Genomic DNA, 16,733 nt, shown 5'->3' with positions numbered 1-16,733 from the left:
CACCCGAGCGCCCGACCCCGAGGGGGACACCCACCGTGGCCGTCATGGACCGCGCCCGTACCGTTTCGCCCGGTGAGCCCGCAGAGGCGGGGAAGAAGGGCGCCTCCGGAGCCGGAGTGCTCCTCGCCCTGCTCGCGACGGTGGTCTGGTCCGGCAGCTTCGTCGCCACCCGGGGAATGGCCGACAGCGTCCCGCCCGTGCAGGCGGTCTTCTGGCGGTGGATCATCGCCGGCCTCGCCGTCGCCCCCTTCGCCGCCCGACAGGCCTGGCAGCAGCGGGCCCTGATCCGCCGGCACTTCGGCTTCATCGCCCTCGCCACCTTTTTCGGCGTCGCCCTCTACAACACCCTCGTGCACCAGGCCGGCCTGACCACCTCCGCCTCCAACATGGGCATGATCATGGCTGCTTCGCCGGTCCTCATGGCGCTCTACGCCCGTCTCGGCGGCGAACGGCTGGGCCTGCGGCGCACCTTCGGACTGCTGCTCGCCGCCGTCGGGGTACTCCTGCTGGTCGGGGGCGGCTCCCCCGGTCTCGACGTCGGCGCCGGCGACCTGTGGATGTTCGCCGCGGCCCTTTCCTTCGCCACCTACAGCGCCCTCCTCAAGCGCAAGCCCGCCGAACTGGGCGGCCTGGCCTTCCTGATCACCACCTTCGTGCTCGGCGCGCTGATGCTCGCGCCCGCCTACGCCGTCTCCCTGTCCGTCCAGGGCGGCTTCGACGCCACCGCCGGGACGGTTGGACCGCTGCTCTACGTCGGCGTGTTCTCCTCGGCCGTCGCCTTCTTCGCCTGGAACAAGGCGATCTCGGTCATCGGCGCCGCCCGCGCCGGAGTCGTCTACTACCTCCAGCCGGTGTGCGTCGCGGTGCTGGGCTTCTGGCTCATCGGAGAACGGACCGGTCCGGCGCAGCTGCTCTGCATGGCGCTCATCCTGGGCGGCGTGGCTCTGGGTGCCCGGCGGTAGGTTCGGGCCCATGATCGAGTGGGACATCAAGAAGCTGCGGATCCTGCGGACCCTCGCCGAACGGGGGACCGTGACCGCGACGGCCGAGGCGCTGCACATGACGCCCTCGGCCGTTTCGCAGCAGCTGACGAACCTCGCCCGGCAGCTGGGGGTGGGGCTGCTGGAGGCCCAGGGGCGCCGGGTCCGCCTGACCGACGCGGCGCACCTCGTACTGCGCCACGCCGGGGCCGTGTTCGCGCAGCTGGAGCTGGCCGACGCGGAACTGGCCGGGTACCTCGCCGGAGACGCGGGGGAGGTGCGGATCGGCGCCTTCTCCACCGCGGTCCCGGCCCTCGTCGTCCCGGCAGTGGCGGCCCTGCGGCGCTCCCACCCGGGGGTGGAGGTGCGGGTGCGGGAGACGGAGGCGGCCGAGTCCTACGAGCTGCTGTCCGCCGGCACCGTGGACCTGGCGCTGTCACTTGCGGCCCACGCGCCGACCGCGCGCGATCCCCGCTTCACCCGGGTGACCCTGCTGGAGGACCCGCTGGACGTGGCGCTCCCGCCGGACCATCCGCTGTCGGCGGCGCCCGAACTGCGGCTGGCCGACCTGTCCGGGGACCGGTGGATCTACGGGGGCAGCGGCCCCTGGTCGCAGATCACCCGCACCGCATGCGAGGCCGCGGGCTTCGTCCCGGAGCAGGCGCACTCGGCCTCCGGCTGGACCGCGATCCTGGCCATGGTCGAGGCGGGGATGGGGGTCGCCCTGGTGCCCCGCATGGTGTCGAGCCGCACCGCGGGCCCGGCGGTACGGGTACTGTCCGGCGACCGGCCGACCCGCCACGTGATCGCGGCGGTGCGGCGCGGCTCCGCATCCGCCCCGGCCCTCGCGCACGCCCTGACGGCCCTGCGGGAAGCCGCCGCCTGAGGGGTGTCCTCGCCACGTGCCCCGCGCCGGTGCCGCGAAGGGAAGCCGCGGTCACCGGCGGACCGGGACGGGCCCGGTCCGCCGGGAGCCGTCAGGCCCGGGCGCCCGCGGCGGCGTCCGCCGCCTGCGCCTTCAGGGCGCGCTCGACGCCCGCCCGGGACTCCGAGACCAGCCGGCGCAGGGCCGCGCTCGGCTCGGCGGAGGCCAGCCAGGCGTCCGTCGCGGCCAGGGTCTGCGGAGTGACCTGCAAGGACGGGTACAGCCCCACCACGATCTGCTGGGCCAGCTCGTGGCTGCGGGTGTCCCAGACCTCCTTGACCGCCGCGAAGTACTTCTCGGTGTACGGGGCGAGGAGCTCGCGCTGGTCGGTCTGGACGAAGCCGCCGATCACCGCCTCCTGCACCGCGTTCGGCAGGGAGTCCCCTTCGGAGTCACCCTCCACCACCGACGCCCACGCCGCGGCCTTGGCCTGCGCCGTCGGACGCGCGGCCCGCGCCGTCGCCGCGTGGCGCTCACCCGCCGCCGTCGCGTCCCGCTCCAGTTCGGCCGCGATCGCCGGCTCGTCGGCGACGCCCGTCGCGGCGAGGCGCTCCAGGAACGCCCAGCGCAGCTCCGTGTCGACGACCAGGCCCTCGATCACCGCCGCGCCGTCGAGCAGCGCCGACAGGTACGTCAGCTGCCCCTCGGTGCGGGCCGTCGCCGCGAAGGCGCGCGCCCACGCCAGCTGGTGGTCGCTGCCCGGCTCGGCCGCGCGCAGGTGCTCCAGCGCGGCCTCGGTCCAGCGCGCCAGGCCCTTCTCGCGCCACGCCGGGTCGGCATACAGTTCGACGGCCAGCTTGACCTGGCGGTGCAGCGACTGGACGACGCCGATGTCGGACTCCTTGCCGATGCCCGAGAGGACCAGCGCGAGGTAGTCACGGGCGGCGAGCTCGCCGTCCCGGGTCATGTCCCAGGCCGACGCCCAGCACAGCGCGCGCGGCAGGGATTCGGCGAAGTCGCCGAGGTGCGCGGTGACGTTGGCCAGCGAGACCTCGTCCAGGCGGACCTTCGCGTAGGACAGGTCGTCGTCGTTGAGCAGCACCACGGTCGGGCGGGCGCGGCCCACCAGCTCCGGCACCTCCGTCAGGGCGCCGTCGATGTCCAGCTCGATCCGGTCGGTGCGCACGAGGCGGCCGTCCCGGAGCTCGTACAGGCCGATCGCGATGCGGTGCGGCCGCAGCGTCGCCTCGCCCTTGGCACCGGCGGGCAGGGCCGGCGCTTCCTGGCGGACGGCGAAGGCGGTGATGATCCCCTGCCCGTCGGTCTCCACCTCCGGACGCAGGACGTTGATGCCGGCGGTCTCCAGCCAGGCCCGCGACCAGGCCGTCAGGTCGCGGCCCGAGGTCTCCTCCAGGGCGCCCAGCAGGTCGGACAGGCGCGTGTTGCCGTAGGCGTGCGCCTTGAAGTACGCCTGCACGCCCTTGAAGAAGGGGTCCGTGCCGACGTAGGCGACGAGCTGCTTGAGCACCGAGGCGCCCTTGGCGTAGGTGATGCCGTCGAAGTTGACCATGACGTCGTCCAGGTCACGGATGTCCGCCATGATCGGGTGCGTGGACGGCAGCTGGTCCTGCCGGTACGCCCAGGTCTTCATGGAGTTGGCGAAGGTGGTCCACGCGTGCGGCCACTTCGAGCCCTCGGCGGACGCCTGGCAGGCGATCGAGGTGTAGGTGGCGAACGACTCGTTCAGCCACAGGTCGTTCCACCACTCCATGGTGACGAGGTCGCCGAACCACATGTGCGCCAGCTCGTGCAGGATGGTCTCGGCACGCACCTCGTACGCCGCGTCCGTCACCTTCGAGCGGAAGACGTACTGGTCGCGGATGGTGACCGCGCCCGCGTTCTCCATGGCGCCCGCGTTGAACTCCGGCACGAAGAGCTGGTCGTACTTGGCGAAGGGGTAGGCGCAGGCGAACTTCTCCTGGAACCAGTCGAAGCCCTGCCGGGTCACGTCGAAGATCGCGTCCGCGTCGAGGAACTCGGCGAGCGAGGGACGGCAGTAGATGCCGAGCGGCACGCACTGCCCGTCCGGGCCCTCGTAGGAGCTGTGCACCGCGTGGTACGGGCCGGCGATCAGCGCCGTGATGTACGAGGAGATGCGCGGGGTCGGCTCGAAGCGCCAGACGTTGTCCTTGACGTCCGCGGGCCCGGGCGTCGGCGAGTTCGAGATGACCGTCCAGCCCTCGGGGGCCGTCACGGTGAACTGGAACGTCGCCTTCAGGTCGGGCTGCTCGAAGCTGGCGAAGACCCGCCGCGCGTCCGGCACCTCGAACTGGGTGTACAGGTAGGCCTGCTGGTCGACCGGGTCGACGAAGCGGTGCAGGCCCTCACCGGTGTTGGTGTAGGCGCAGTCCGCGACGACGCGCAGCTCGTTGGCCCCGGCCGCCAGGTGCTGCAGGGCGATACGCGAGTCCCGGAAGACGGCGGCGACGTCCAGCGCCCTGCCGTTCAGGACGACCTCGTGCACCGCCGGTGCGACCAGGTCGATGAAGGTCTCTGCCCCGGCCTCGGCCGACCGGAAGAGCACGGTGGTCGCGGACCGGAAGGTTCCGCCCTCCTGCGCCCCGCTGAGATCGAGGTCGATCTCGTAGGAGTCGACGGTGAGCAGCCTGGCGCGCTGCTGAGCCTCTTCACGGGTGAGATTCGTGCCTGGCACGCGGTCATCTCCTTTGATGGTGACGTTGCCGGGCCATCCTTCCACGCGGGCCGCCGTCACCGCTTCGGAGTAGTCCACGCGGGGCGCTGCCGCCGCCTTCGGATGCGCCGCGGGGGCGGCGCCGTCCCGGTGCCGCCCCCGCGCCGCGTGCGTGCGACCGGATCAGGCGCCGCGCAGCTCCTCGGCCACGAGCTCGGCGATCTGGACCGCGTTCAGGGCCGCGCCCTTGCGCAGGTTGTCGTTGGAGACGAACAGCGCGAGGCCGTTCTGCGCCGTCTCGTCCAGGCGGATGCGGCCCACGAAGGACGCGTCGCGGCCGGCGGCCTGGAGGGGGGTCGGGATCTCCGAGAGCTCCACGCCCGGGGCGTCCTTCAGCAGCTCGTACGCGCGCTCGACGCTGATCGGGCGGTCGAAGCGGGCGTTGATCTGGAGGGAGTGGCCGGAGAAGACCGGCACGCGCACACAGGTGCCGGAGACCTTGAGCTCCGGGATCTCCAGGATCTTGCGGGACTCGTTGCGGAGCTTTTGCTCCTCATCGGTCTCGAAGGACCCGTCCTCCACGATCGAGCCCGCGAGGGGCAGCACGTTGAAGGCGATGGGGCGCTTGTAGACGCCCGGCTCGGGGAAGACGACGGCCTCGCCGTCGTGGACGAGCGCGGCGGCCTCGCCGGCGACGGCCTTGACCTGCCCGTCCAGCTCGGCGACGCCCGCCACGCCGGAGCCGGAGACGGCCTGGTAGGTGGTGGCGACCAGCGCGGACAAGCCGGCCTCGTCGTGCAGCGGGCGCAGCACCGGCATCGCGGCCATGGTGGTGCAGTTCGGGTTCGCGATGATGCCCTTGGGGCGGTTCGCGACGGCGTGCGGGTTGACCTCGGAGACGACGAGGGGGACCTCGGGGTCCTTGCGCCAGGCCGAGGAGTTGTCGATCACGACGGCGCCCTGTGAGGCGACCTTCTCGGCCAGGGCCTTGCTGGTGGCGCCGCCCGCGGAGAAGAGCACGATGTCCAGGCCGGAGTAGTCGGCCGTGGAGGCGTCCTCGACGGTGATCTCCCGGCCCTCCCACGCGAGGGTGGAGCCCGCGGAACGGGCCGAGGCGAACAGCCGCAGCTCGTCCACCGGGAACTTCCGCTCGGCGAGGATGCCGCGCATGACTCCGCCGACCTGTCCGGTGGCTCCGACGATTCCGACCCTCACGGTGACTCCTCTGGTACGTACGACGCGGGCGCGCGTGGAGCCATCATGCGTTCGACCCCACGAGCCTTGTCCAATCCATTGTCCGAGGAACGGACGGTGTCCTGGATGCGACCCCGCGCCGGGAGCGGGCCCCGGCCCTGCCGCGGTCCCGCCGTGCGCCCGTTCTTCCTGGTCAGGGCCGGTGGACCGGCTGCCGCCGGGGCGCGTGCCGTCGTCCGGAAAGCCCGAAGGGGCGGCGCTCCCGCGAGCGCCGCCCCTGACGGTGTCCTACCGGGTTACGGGAGGACCTTCTCGATCTGCACGCTGCCGGTGCCGGCGGCGGTGCCGCGGGCGTTGAGCAGCTGGACCTGGCCGAAGAACTGACGGCCCTCGGGGGCCGCGCTGCTGACCAGGACGTTCGCCGAGACCTGCGCGGAGGCGCCGGTGGCGAGGTTCACCGCGGCCGCCTCGTCGACCTGGACGGAGCCCAGGGCGGCCGAGAAGTACACGTCGCGGTAGTCGTACGTGGTGGTGCCGGCCGGGACCGCGTAGCCGATCACCTTCACGCTGTAGGTGCCCGCGGCCGGGTTGGCCAGGCTCACGGCCTCCTCGGAGTCGCCGTCGGCGGAGGAGCCGACCTTGACGCCGTCCTTGTAGACCTCCAGGTCCAGGTCGGCGCCGGTGTCGGACACCTTGCCGATCGCGACGTCGAGGCGGGAGACGCCCTCGCCGATCGTGACCTCGGTGGTCTGGGTCTCACCGGCGGCGATGGTGGGCTTGGCGACCTTCGCCGAGCCGAGCGGGCCGCCCTTGAGCTTGCCGCCGGAGATGCCCGCGGCCTCGTTCTTGAGGGTCCACTGGACCGGCGCCGGAGTGCCCTGCTTCACCTCGGGCAGGACCTTGACCGCGGGGTCGAAGGCCGCGCCGAGCACGGAGACGTCGAGCCGGTAGGGGTTGTCCAGCAGCGGCGAGGTACGCCGCGACTCGACCTCGATCTCCCAGACGCCCGGCTGCGGCTCGGGGTACGAGCGCAGGTCGGGGCGGCAGGTGTTGGCCGGGTTGTCGTAGTTCGGGTAGCACATGGTGGTCGCGCTGTCCTCGACGCCCACACCGTACGGGTGGATCGAGATGAAGCGCGTCTGGCTGCCCGGCTTCAGACCGCCCAGGGCGACCTCGAGGGTCTTGGCGCCCTGCGGGACGGTCACGAAGTACGACTTGTGGCTGTTGCGCTGCACCGAGGAGGTGTCCGACAGTGTGAACGACGGCTTCGCCAGCGGGGTGGAGGCGACGACCGTGGTCAGGATCTGCTTGTCGATGCCCTCGGTGGTCTCGTCGTCCAGCTGCAGGATGCCGCTGTGGACGCCGGCCGACTTGGCGTTGGCCTCGACCTTGATGGTGACGGGCTTGTTCAGCGGCAGGGTGACGTAGTCGTAGCCGCCGACGACCTTGAAGGTCCCGTCGTTGTTGCGCCAGCTCAGGTCGTGCCGGGTGCCGTACTTGACGCCCGTGGTGCGGGTGACGACGACGTCGTAGACCTTCTTCTGGCCGACCTTCAGGCCGCCCTCGCGGTCGTAGAGGCCGGTGCCGAAGCCCGGGGTCTTCAGGAACTGGTCGAGCGCGGTGTCGACCGGCGCCTTGACCGTGAACTCGTTGGACTTGGCGCCGCGCTGGATGGACTCCCACGCGTCGACGATGTTGATCAGACCGGCGCCCTGTGCGTGGGCCGGGACGTCGTCGATCTTCTTCGCGGTGCTGGTGAGCGCCGTGCGCAGGGTCGCCGGGGTCAGCGCGACCTTCTGCTGCTTCGCGGCGGAGATCAGCAGGGCGCTGGCGCCCGTCGCCTGCGGCGAGGACATCGAGGTGCCCTGCAGCATCGAGTAGCCGGCCGGCAGCGTGTAGCCGGCCTCCTTCACCGGGGAGCCGGGCAGCCAGGTCTGCGTGGTGTTGATGGCCGCGCCGGGGGCGGTGATGGTGGGGGTGAACCCGCCGTCCTCACGCGGACCGCGCGAGGAGAAGGGGAACATGTTGTACTTCTTGGCCACGCCGGAGCCGTAGTTGGCGGCCCAGGTCTCCTTGGAGACGGCGGCACCCACGGAGATGACCTTGTCCGCGAGGCCGGGGTCGCCGATGGTGTTGACACCGGGGCCCTCGTTGCCCGCCGAGATGACGAGCTGGACGCCGTAGGTGTCGATGAGGTTCTTGTAGAGCTCGGAGCGCGCGTTGTTGCCGTCGTTCAGGGCCGGGAGGCCGCCGATCGACATGTTGACGATGTCGACGCCGCGGTTGACGACGAGGTCGATCATGCCCTCGGTCAGCGCGATGTTGGTGCAGCCGCCGGACCAGGAGCAGGCGCGCGAGGAGACGATCTTCGCGCCCGGCGCCTCGCCGTTCATCTTGCCGCCGAAGAGGCTGTTGGCGGCGGTGATGCCGGCGACGTGCGTGCCGTGCTCGGACTCGATGATGCCGACGTTGACGAAGTCGGCCTTCTTGCCGACCCAGTCACCGCCCAGCGGGTCCATCGGGACGTCCTTGCGGATCTCGATCACGAACGGGATGCGCTCGGCGACGTCGGTCGCCGGGTTGTCCGTGCCGAAGTAGCCGATCTGGTAGCCGTCCTTGTACGGCTTCATCGGCTCGTTGTTCGTGAAGTCGCCGTCCTGGTCGGTGTCGACGCGGACGGTGCCGGCGGCGGCGTCGTAGAGCAGCCCGAACCGGTCGGAGGTGTCCCCGTCCCGGTTGACGTCGCCCTTCATGTCACCGGTAGCGGTGATCGACTCGCTGAAGCGGCTCCACTGGAAGGTGCCTTCCGGGGCCTTCCAGCTCTGGCCGCCCGCCGTGAAGGTGCCGCCCGCGGCCGTGACCGGGGTGATCTGGGCGCGCCAGGTGGCGTCGCCGTCGGCGATCGGGTCGGTCGCGGTCACCCAGTCGACGATCTTGCGCTCGCCCGTGGTGGTCTTCTGGAGGGCCGGGTGGCCGAGGTCGACGCCCGAGTCCAGGATGCCGATCGTCACGCCGCGGCCGTCGGCCTGCGGGTTCTTCTTGACGAAGTCCACGGCCCCGGTCTCGAAGGACGGGTTGTACGGGTTCTTCGCCGGGGTGTTCTTGTCCGGCGCCGGGTACGTCTCGGCCGCGGTCTTGCTGACCGCGCCCGACGCACCGTGGGTGTCGGGGCGCGGGTCCGGAAGCTGGATCTCGTGCCGCAGGTCGATGCCGTGCACGGAGGACAGCTTGGCGGCCGCCTTCAGCGCGGCGTCCGCCTTGCCCGTCGGCAGGGTGGCGCGCACGTAGCCGAGCTTGTCGTACGTCTGGCCCACCGAGGCGCCCTGGACGGCGTCGAGCTGGTCGGCCACCTGCTTGGTCTGGCCGGGGGCGGTCGCGACCATGACGGTGACGGTCGGCTCTCCCTTGGCCTTGGCCTCCTGGAGCAGCTCGGCGTCCGCCGATCCGATCTTCTGGTCGGCGGACTTCGCGGCCGGGCTGGTACCCGGGTTGTCGGCGCCGGTGGCCGCGAAGACGGGGACGGAACCGGTGGCCGCGAGGGCCGCCACCAGGCCGGCCGCGGCGGCGACGCGTGCGACGCGTCTGGCCCCGGGTATGGAGCTGGGGGATTCGAGGGTCATCAGCATCCCTGGTAAGTGAAAGAAACGGTCCGGATTTCGGTGCCGGATGACCGGTCAGCTTTGCGCAAGGGACAGCTCTTTGGGGAGACTTGTCATTGACCGAGACCTGCCATGGCGGACTCTCGCCACTGCGCACCATGCGCCAGCGCGGCCTTTCCAGGGCGTAACCGTACGAATCCCAGGGGCTGAAGAGTGGATTTGTAGACTTCCCGACTGCGCGTCAGGGCCGGGACGGCCCTCCGCCGCGGATCGGGTGTGACAACTTTCGCGGTTCCAGCGCTCGCGCGTGCGCGCGCGAGGACGGCCGGCGGCCCCGGCCCTGCGTGCCCGCGGCGGACAGCTGCCCGTCCGGTGCGCCGCCGGGGCTCACCGGGGGAGTACGGCGAGGCAGGCGGCGGGCTCCCGGTCGCCCGATGCCGCCAGCGCCGTCCGGACGACCGCGGCCTGCTGCTCGGACCAGTCCCGGAGCTTTCGCGGGGTGATGTGGATGACGCTCACCCCGAGCCGCTCCAGGGCCTCGCGCTTGCGGGCGCACTCGGACCACTCCTCGTCGCCGCCCTGGCGCGGCACCCGGGTGTCGATCTCCACGGCGACGGAGTGCTCGGGCCAGAAGGCGTCCACCCCGCCGAGGTGCGGACCGCCGGGAAGCCTCAGGTCCACGTTCCAGAGCGGCTCGGGCAGGCCGTGTCCCCGTACGAGGTGGTAGAGCCGCTCCTCGGCCAGAGCGCGCCCCTCGGCGAGCAGGGACTCGACGGCGTCCACCACGTGCGGCCGGTTCAGTACCCGGGCCACCGTCAGTTCCCTTACGAGGGCGGCCGGTTCGCAGTGTCCCCCGCGGACGGCCTCGCCCAGCAGGCGGCCGACGGTGGCGGCGTCGCAGAGCCGGGCGACGGCGTCGGAGACGGCCCGCGCGACGGGGGCCACCGCCAGGCCGGTCACCTCCTGGGGCCGGGGCGGGGTGTGGGACCGGACGATGCGCACGTCCCCGGTGGACCGCAGCCGGCGGGTGCCCGGCACCAGTACGTCGATGTGCGAGAGGGCGGGCAGCGCGGGCGCGGAGGTGAACCCGTACAGCGCGAGCGCCGCCAGTCCGGTGATCATCGCCTCCCCGCCGCGCCGCTGCGCGTACACCAGCGCGGCGTGCAGCCGCTCCTCGCCCGTCGGGGGCCCGGAGTGGAGCAGGAACACTCCGGGCAGGATCTGCTGCCAGGGCCGCTCGGCCGCGTCGGAGGCGGTGACGCCGTGCTCACGCAGCTGCGCCAGGGTCAGCACGCGGGGGCGGCTGGCGGTGAGATGGGCGAGGGGGAGGGGCGTGTTGTGGTTCATGACGCGGTGATTCCCTCGGGCCACGGCCCTGCTAACCCCTGTTACACGTCCGTCGGCAAATCGGGACAAGCCAGGGCTAAAGTACGGGCGTTCGACTGCCGATGGTCTGCGGCGCCCGACCGGTCCCGGGGCCCCCGCGCCCCGGGCGGGGCCGGATGCGGGCCGCGACCGGCACCCCCCGGCGGCGTGCGGGAGCCCGGGCCCCGCCGGTGGGACCCGGGCTCCCGGGGGCGGTCAGACGGCGGGGGCGGCCGCCGCGTCGCAGCGCTGGGCGCGCAGCGCCCGGGCCAGGTCGTCGCGGGACTCGACGACCAGCCGGCGCAGGGCCGGCGGAGCCGACGGGTGGGCCGTCAGCCACGCGTCGGTCGCCTCCACCGTCGCGTCGGAGTCCTGCAGCGAGGGGTACATCCCCTTCACCACGTCCATGGCGATCTGGATCGACCGGTCCGCCCACACCCGCTCGAGCGACGCGAAGTACCGCTCCGTGTAGGCCGCGAGCAGGCTCCGCTGCGACGACTGCTGCATTCCGGCGATCGTCGCCTCCACCAGCGCGTTGGACAGCGCGTCGGACTCGACCACCGACGCCCACGCCTGGTCCTTGACTGCCGCCGACGGCCGCGCCGCCAGGCACCGCACCTGGTGCCGCTTGCCCGAGGCCGTGTCGTCCCGCGCCAGCTCGGCGTCCAGGACCCGATCGTCCACGGCCCCGTGCGCGGCCAGCGGCCGCAGGAAGTCCCAGCGCAGCTCCTGGTCCACCTCCAGCCCGTCGATCCGCGCCGATCCCTCCAGCAGCCCCAGCAGCAGCTGGAAGTCGCCCTCCGTCGTCGCGCTCGCCGCGAAGAAGCGGGCCCAGGTCAGCTGGTGCTCCGAGCCCGGGTCGGCGAGGCGCAGTTCGTGCAGCGCGCCTGCCGCCAGGTCCCGGCCGCCCTGCTCCCGCCAGGCCGGAGCCGCGTAGTGGGTGACCGCCGTCAGCGCCTGCCCGTGCAGCATCTGCAGCACGCCGACGTCCGTCTCCCGGCCCGCGTGCGCGAGGACCAGCGAGACGAAGTCACGCGCGGGCATCAGCCCGTCCCGGGTCAGGTTCCACAGCGCCGACCAGCTCAGCGCCCGCGCGAGCGGGTCCGTCAGATCACCCAGGTGCCCCCGCAGGGTGGCCAGCGACCTCTCGTCGAAGCGGACCTTGCAGTACGTCAGGTCCTCGTCGTTGACCAGGACCAGGTCGGGGCGCTCCAGCCCCGCCAGCTCCGCGACCACGCTCCGTGCCCCCGACACGTCCGTCGCGGCCCGCGCGTAGCGCACCAGGGTGCCGTCCGACTCCAGCCGGTACAGGCCGACCGCGACCCGGTGCGGCCGGAGCTCCTCGCCCTCCTGCACCACCGCCAGCTCGGTCACGCGTCCGCCCGCGTCGCAGGTGAGCACGGGCGTCAGCACGTTCACGCCCGCCGTCTGCAGCCAGGCCCGCGACCATTCGGCCATGTCCCGCCCGGAGACCTCCGCGAGGACCGACAGCAGGTCGTCCAGCGTCGTGTTCCCGTAGGCGTGGGCCTTGAAGTAGCGCCGCGCGCCCTCCAGGAAGGCCTCCCGGCCCACGTAGGCGACCAGCTGCTTGAGCACCGCCGCGCCCTTGGCGTAGGTGATCCCGTCGAAGTTCAGCTTCGCGGCCTCCAGGTCCCGGATGTCGGCCGTGACCGGGTGCGTGGAGGGCAGCTGGTCGGCGCGGTAGGCCCACGCCTTGCGGCTGTTGGCGAAGGTGACCCACGCCTGGTCGAAGCGGGTGGCCTCCACCAGGGCGAACGAGCCCATGAAGTCCGCGAAGGACTCCTTCAGCCACAGGTCGTCCCACCACTTCATCGTGACGAGGTCGCCGAACCACATGTGCGCCATCTCGTGCAGGATCACGTTCGCGCGGCGCTCGTAGGAGGCCTGGGTGACCTTCCCGCGGAAGATGTACTCCTCCCGGAAGGTCACCATCCCCGGATTCTCCATCGCGCCCAGGTTGTACTCCGGCACGAAGGCCTGGTCGTACTTCCCGAAGGGGTAGGGGTAGTCGAAGATCTCGTGGAAGAGGTCGAAGCCCTGCTTGGTGACCAGGAAGACGTCGTCCGCGTCGAAGTGCTTCGCCAGCCCCTTGCGGCACATCGCGCCCAGCGGGATCGTCAGGTCCCCGCGTGTGTAGGAGTCCGTCACGTAGTGGTAGGGGCCCGCCACCACGCAGGTGATGTAGGTCGAGATCGGCGCGGTCTCGGCGAACCGCCAGACCCCGGCCTCCCGCGACTCCTGCGCGCCGTTGCTCCACACCCGCCAGCCCTCGGGCGCGGTCACCTCGAAGCGGTGGGGCGCCTTCAGGTCCGGCTGCTCGAAGTTCGCATACACCCGCCGGGCATCGGCCGGCTCGTACTGGGTGTAGAGGTAGACCTCGCCGTCCTCGGGGTCCACGAAGCGGTGCAGACCCTCGCCCGTCCGGCTGTACGCGCAGTTCGCGTCCACCACCAGGACGTTCTGCGCAGCCAGGCCGTCCAGGGTGATCCGCGCCCCGTCGAAGACGGCGGCGACGTCCAGCGCGCGCCCGTTGAGGGTCACGGCGTTGACCGAGGGGGCGATCAGGTCGGCGAAGGTGGAGGAGCCGGCGGCCGCGGCCCGGAAGCGGATCGTCGTCACCGAGCGGAAGGTCCGCGGACCCCGGGCCGGTTCGGCCTCGTCCACCGCGGACCGGACGTCGAGGACCACCTCGTACCCGTCGACGGACAGCAGCTCGGCCCGCTCGCGGGCCTCGTCGCGGGACAGATTCTCTCCGGGCACCTGCACTCCTTCGTGCGTGTTCGCGTTCTTGCGAGGAATCCTCGCACGGGGGGAATGCGTGCGGGCGCGGACTGGTTGGGGCCGGAGAACGTCACCCGCAGGTGCCCTTTTCCGATGTGAGGAGCGACATGACCGATACCCAGGTGAGCGAGAAGACGCCGGTCGACTTCTGGTTCGATCCGCTCTGCCCCTGGGCCTGGATGACCTCCCGCTGGATGGTCGAGGTCGAGAAGGTGCGCGACGTCGAGGTCCACTGGCACGTGATGAGCCTGGCCGTGCTCAACGAGAACAAGCTCGACGAGCTTCCCGAGACCTACCGCGAGCTGCTCGGCCCCAAGGGCTGGGCGCCGGTGCGCGTGGTCACCGCGGCCCAGCAGAAGCACGGCAAGGAGATCACGGGCAAGCTCTACACCGCGCTGGGCACCCGTATCCACAACGAGGCCAAGGGGCCGACGCGCGAGGTGATCGCCGAGGCGCTGGCCGAGGTCGGCCTGCCGTCCGAGCTGCTCGCCTACGCCGACTCCGACGAGTACGACGAGGTGCTGCGCGCCTCGCACAACGACGGCATCGACCGGGTGGGCCAGGAAGTCGGCACCCCGGTGATATCGGTTCCGGGCGCCGAGGGCGATGTCGCCTTCTTCGGCCCGGTCGTCACGCCGACCCCGCGCGGCGACGCGGCCGCCCGCCTGTGGGACGGCACGCTGCTGGTGGCCTCCACCCCCGGCTTCTACGAGATCAAGCGCACCCGCACCAAGGGCCCCTCCTTCGAGTAGCCCGCCCGCTGTCCGCGTGTCCGGCGAAGCCGGCGGCCGGCCCGCCGGGGCGGGCGCGCCGGAAGGCCCCCGTGAGTCACGTCCTCACGGGGGCCTTCCGGTGGACACGTCCGCACGCGAAGGCTGAGAAGACGATCACGGGGCGGACGGGCTGGTGGGGCTGATCAGGCCCGGCCTGCGGGGATCAGCAGCGGAGTGCTGGCCTTGGCGTCGGCGTAGCGCCCGGCCACGTCCTGCCAGTTGACGACGTTCCACATCGCCTCGATGAAGTCCACCTTCTGGTTCTTGTACTGGAGGTAGAAGGCGTGCTCCCAGGCGTCGAAGACCAGGATCGGCACTGAACCCTGGCCCACGTTGCCCTGGTGGTCGTAGACCTGCTCGACGATCAGACGGCCGCTGACGGGCTCGTACGCCAGCACGCCCCAGCCGGAGCCCTGCGTCGCGGAGGCGGCGAAGGTCAGCTGCTTCTTGAAGGCGGCGAAGGAGCCGAAGGACTCGGTGAGCGCGGCCGCGAGCTCGCCCAGACCGTCCTTCTCGTCCGGGACGCCGCCGCCCTCGCCGGTCTTCGGGCTGGCCATGTTGTGCCAGTAGATGCTGTGCAGGATGTGGCCGGAGAGGTGGAACGCGAGGTTCTTCTCCAGGCCGTTGAGCGCGCCCCAGTTCTCCTTGTCGCGCGCCTCCTCCAGCTGCTCCAGCGTGCTGTTGGCGCCCGCGACGTAGGCCGCGTGGTGCTTGTCGTGGTGCAGCTCGATGATCTGCGGGTTGATCACCGGCTCCAGCGCCGCGTAGTCGTACGGAAGCTCGGGAAGCGTGTAGATGGCCATGCGTGTGTCCGGTCCCCTCGGCGTGCCGACCTCTTATTGCAAGTAATGTGCAACTGCACGCTAGCAGCATTTGTCCCGTGTCATGCGCAAGGGCGCCCGGGCAACGGCGAAGGCGGGCCCCGCGCCGATGCGCGCAGCCCGCCTTCGCCGGGTGGGTGGGGGGGGTCAGGACCGCGCCGCGGCCCGGCGCTGGAGGGCCAGGCCGGTGGCCGCCAGCGCGAGGGTCAGACCGCCCGTGAAGATCACCTGGAGCCGGGTGTCCTCGTCCAGGACCATCAGCACCAGGACCCCCGCCACACCGGCCAGCGCCACCCAGGTCAGGTACGGGAAGCCCCACATCCGCACGACGAGCTTCCCGGGCGCCTCGCGCTCCAGCCGCCGGCGCAGCACGAACTGCGAGACGGCGATGAAGCCCCAGACGACGAGGATGACCCCGCCGACCATGTTCAGCAGCCAGGCGAACAGGGTGTCCGGGTACCAGTAGGACAGCAGTACGGTGACGAAGCCGAAGCCGGAGGAGGCCAGCACCGCCCGGCGGGGCACCCGGCCGGTGACCTTGCCCAGCGCCCGGGGGCCCTGGCCGCGGGAGACGAGGGAGTAGGCCATCCGGGAGGAGCCGTAGATGTTGGCGTTCATCGCGGACAGCAGAGCGATCAGGATGACCACGTTCATGATCTGGCCGGCACCGGGGATGCCCAGTCGGTCCAGGGTGGCCGCGTACGGGCCGTCGGCCGTCACGGCCGGGTCGTTCCACGGCAGCAGGGTGACGATGACCAGCATGGAGCCGACGTAGACGATCGCGATCCGCCACATGGTGGTCCGCACGGCCCTCGCGACGCCCTTGACCGGGTCCTGCGACTCGGCGGCCGCGATGGTCACCGTCTCCAGCCCGCCGTAGGCGACGACCGAGGCGAGCAGGCCGACCAGCAGGCCGTCCACGCCGTTCGGCAGGAAACCGCCGTCGTGCAGCAGGTTGGCGGCGCCCGGGGAGGCGGTGGTGGGCAGCACGCCGAGGACGGCCATGACGCCCAGGCCCAGGAAGAGGCCGATGGCGCCGATCTTGAGGGCGGAGAACCAGAACTCGAACTCGCCGAAGTTCGAGACGGCCGCCAGGTTGGACCCGCAGAAGAGCGCCATGAAGACCAGCACCCACATCCAGGACGGGGTGCCCGGGAACCAGCCCGTCATGATGTGCGCCGCGCCGATGGCCTCGATCGCCACGCCCACGCACAGCAGCGTCCAGAACATCCAGCCTGCGGTGAAGCCGGCCCAGGGTCCGATCGCCCGTCCGGCGTGGACGGAGAAGGAGCCGGAGGCGGGGTCGGCGGCCGACATCTCCCCGAGCATCCGCATCACGAACATCACCAGCAGCCCGGAGGCGGCGTAGGCGAACACGATCGAGGGTCCCGCGGCGGCGATGCCGGCGCCCGAACCCACGAAGAGGCCGGCGCCGATCACACCCCCGAGCGCGATCATCGACAGGTGCCGCTGCTTGAGTCCGTTGCCGAGGGGGGATCCGCTGTCGGAACCGGCCTCGGGACCGGCGCCGGCGGCGGCGGTCGCCGGCTGCTTCTCGGGGGGTGTGACGGTGCTCGGGATCATGCGGACCAGTGTGCCGAGCGTCCGATAATCGGATGGTCGGTGTCCAGCATCCGGACGC

10 protein-coding genes are annotated in these 16,733 nt (G+C 71.7%); 3 read left to right on the top strand and 7 right to left on the bottom strand.

Going from position 1 to position 16,733, the window contains the following annotated elements:
- The first annotated feature begins 44 nt into the window (after positions 1 to 44).
- Together AMK16_RS16080 and AMK16_RS16075 are read left to right on the top strand one after the other, a co-directional pair.
- Positions 45 to 962 carry a DMT family transporter gene (locus AMK16_RS16080; protein WP_107417168.1) on the top strand — a complete coding sequence of 306 codons (918 nt, stop codon included), beginning with the start codon at positions 45 to 47 and terminating at the stop codon, positions 960 to 962.
- Positions 963 to 972: 10 nt separating this feature from the next.
- A complete protein-coding gene (locus AMK16_RS16075) occupies positions 973 to 1,866 on the top strand; it encodes a LysR family transcriptional regulator (RefSeq protein ID WP_073915209.1) in 894 nt (297 codons plus the stop codon).
- Between the two features lie 91 nt (positions 1,867 to 1,957).
- Here AMK16_RS16075 and pepN (AMK16_RS16070) read toward each other — a convergent pair whose 3' ends face one another.
- The 5 genes from pepN (AMK16_RS16070) to pepN (AMK16_RS16050) all read right to left on the bottom strand — a co-directional run bounded on the left by pepN (AMK16_RS16070) (position 1,958) and on the right by pepN (AMK16_RS16050) (position 13,476).
- A complete protein-coding gene (gene pepN, locus AMK16_RS16070) occupies positions 1,958 to 4,558 on the bottom strand; it encodes an aminopeptidase N (protein WP_073916170.1) in 2,601 nt (866 codons plus the stop codon).
- 162 nt (positions 4,559 to 4,720) lie between these two features.
- A complete protein-coding gene (locus AMK16_RS16065) occupies positions 4,721 to 5,752 on the bottom strand; it encodes an aspartate-semialdehyde dehydrogenase (RefSeq protein WP_073915206.1) in 1,032 nt (343 codons plus the stop codon).
- Between the two features lie 275 nt (positions 5,753 to 6,027).
- Complete coding sequence (locus AMK16_RS16060) at positions 6,028 to 9,351, bottom strand: S8 family serine peptidase (RefSeq protein ID WP_073916166.1); 3,324 nt, start codon at positions 9,349 to 9,351, stop codon at positions 6,028 to 6,030.
- A 366-nt stretch (positions 9,352 to 9,717) separates the two neighbouring features.
- Positions 9,718 to 10,677, bottom strand: a complete 960-nt coding sequence (locus tag AMK16_RS16055; protein ID WP_073915203.1) for a hypothetical protein — start codon at positions 10,675 to 10,677, stop codon at positions 9,718 to 9,720.
- Positions 10,678 to 10,911: 234 nt separating this feature from the next.
- Positions 10,912 to 13,476 (bottom strand): aminopeptidase N, encoded by a 2,565-nt coding sequence (gene pepN, locus AMK16_RS16050; RefSeq protein ID WP_073915200.1) that lies wholly within the window; start codon positions 13,474 to 13,476, stop codon positions 10,912 to 10,914.
- A 128-nt stretch (positions 13,477 to 13,604) separates the two neighbouring features.
- Between pepN (AMK16_RS16050) and AMK16_RS16045 the strand changes: the two genes are divergently transcribed.
- Complete coding sequence (locus AMK16_RS16045) at positions 13,605 to 14,249, top strand: mycothiol-dependent nitroreductase Rv2466c family protein (RefSeq protein ID WP_073915197.1); 645 nt, start codon at positions 13,605 to 13,607, stop codon at positions 14,247 to 14,249.
- A gap of 164 nt (positions 14,250 to 14,413) precedes the next feature.
- Here the strand turns inward: AMK16_RS16045 and AMK16_RS16040 are convergent, their stop codons facing one another.
- Positions 14,414 to 15,073: a superoxide dismutase gene (locus tag AMK16_RS16040; protein ID WP_073915195.1), complete on the bottom strand. Its 660-nt coding sequence runs from the start codon at positions 15,071 to 15,073 to the stop codon at positions 14,414 to 14,416.
- Between the two features lie 165 nt (positions 15,074 to 15,238).
- Positions 15,239 to 16,675: an amino acid permease gene (locus AMK16_RS16035; RefSeq protein ID WP_073915193.1), complete on the bottom strand. Its 1,437-nt coding sequence runs from the start codon at positions 16,673 to 16,675 to the stop codon at positions 15,239 to 15,241.
- Positions 16,676 to 16,733: the final 58 nt, after the last annotated feature.

The sequence above is a fragment of the Streptomyces sp. CB00455 genome, from assembly GCF_001905445.1.
Taxonomy (GTDB): Bacteria; Actinomycetota; Actinomycetes; order Streptomycetales; family Streptomycetaceae; genus Streptomyces.
Note: the sequence above shows the minus strand (reverse complement) of the source record. Positions and strands in the feature narration are given on the sequence as shown.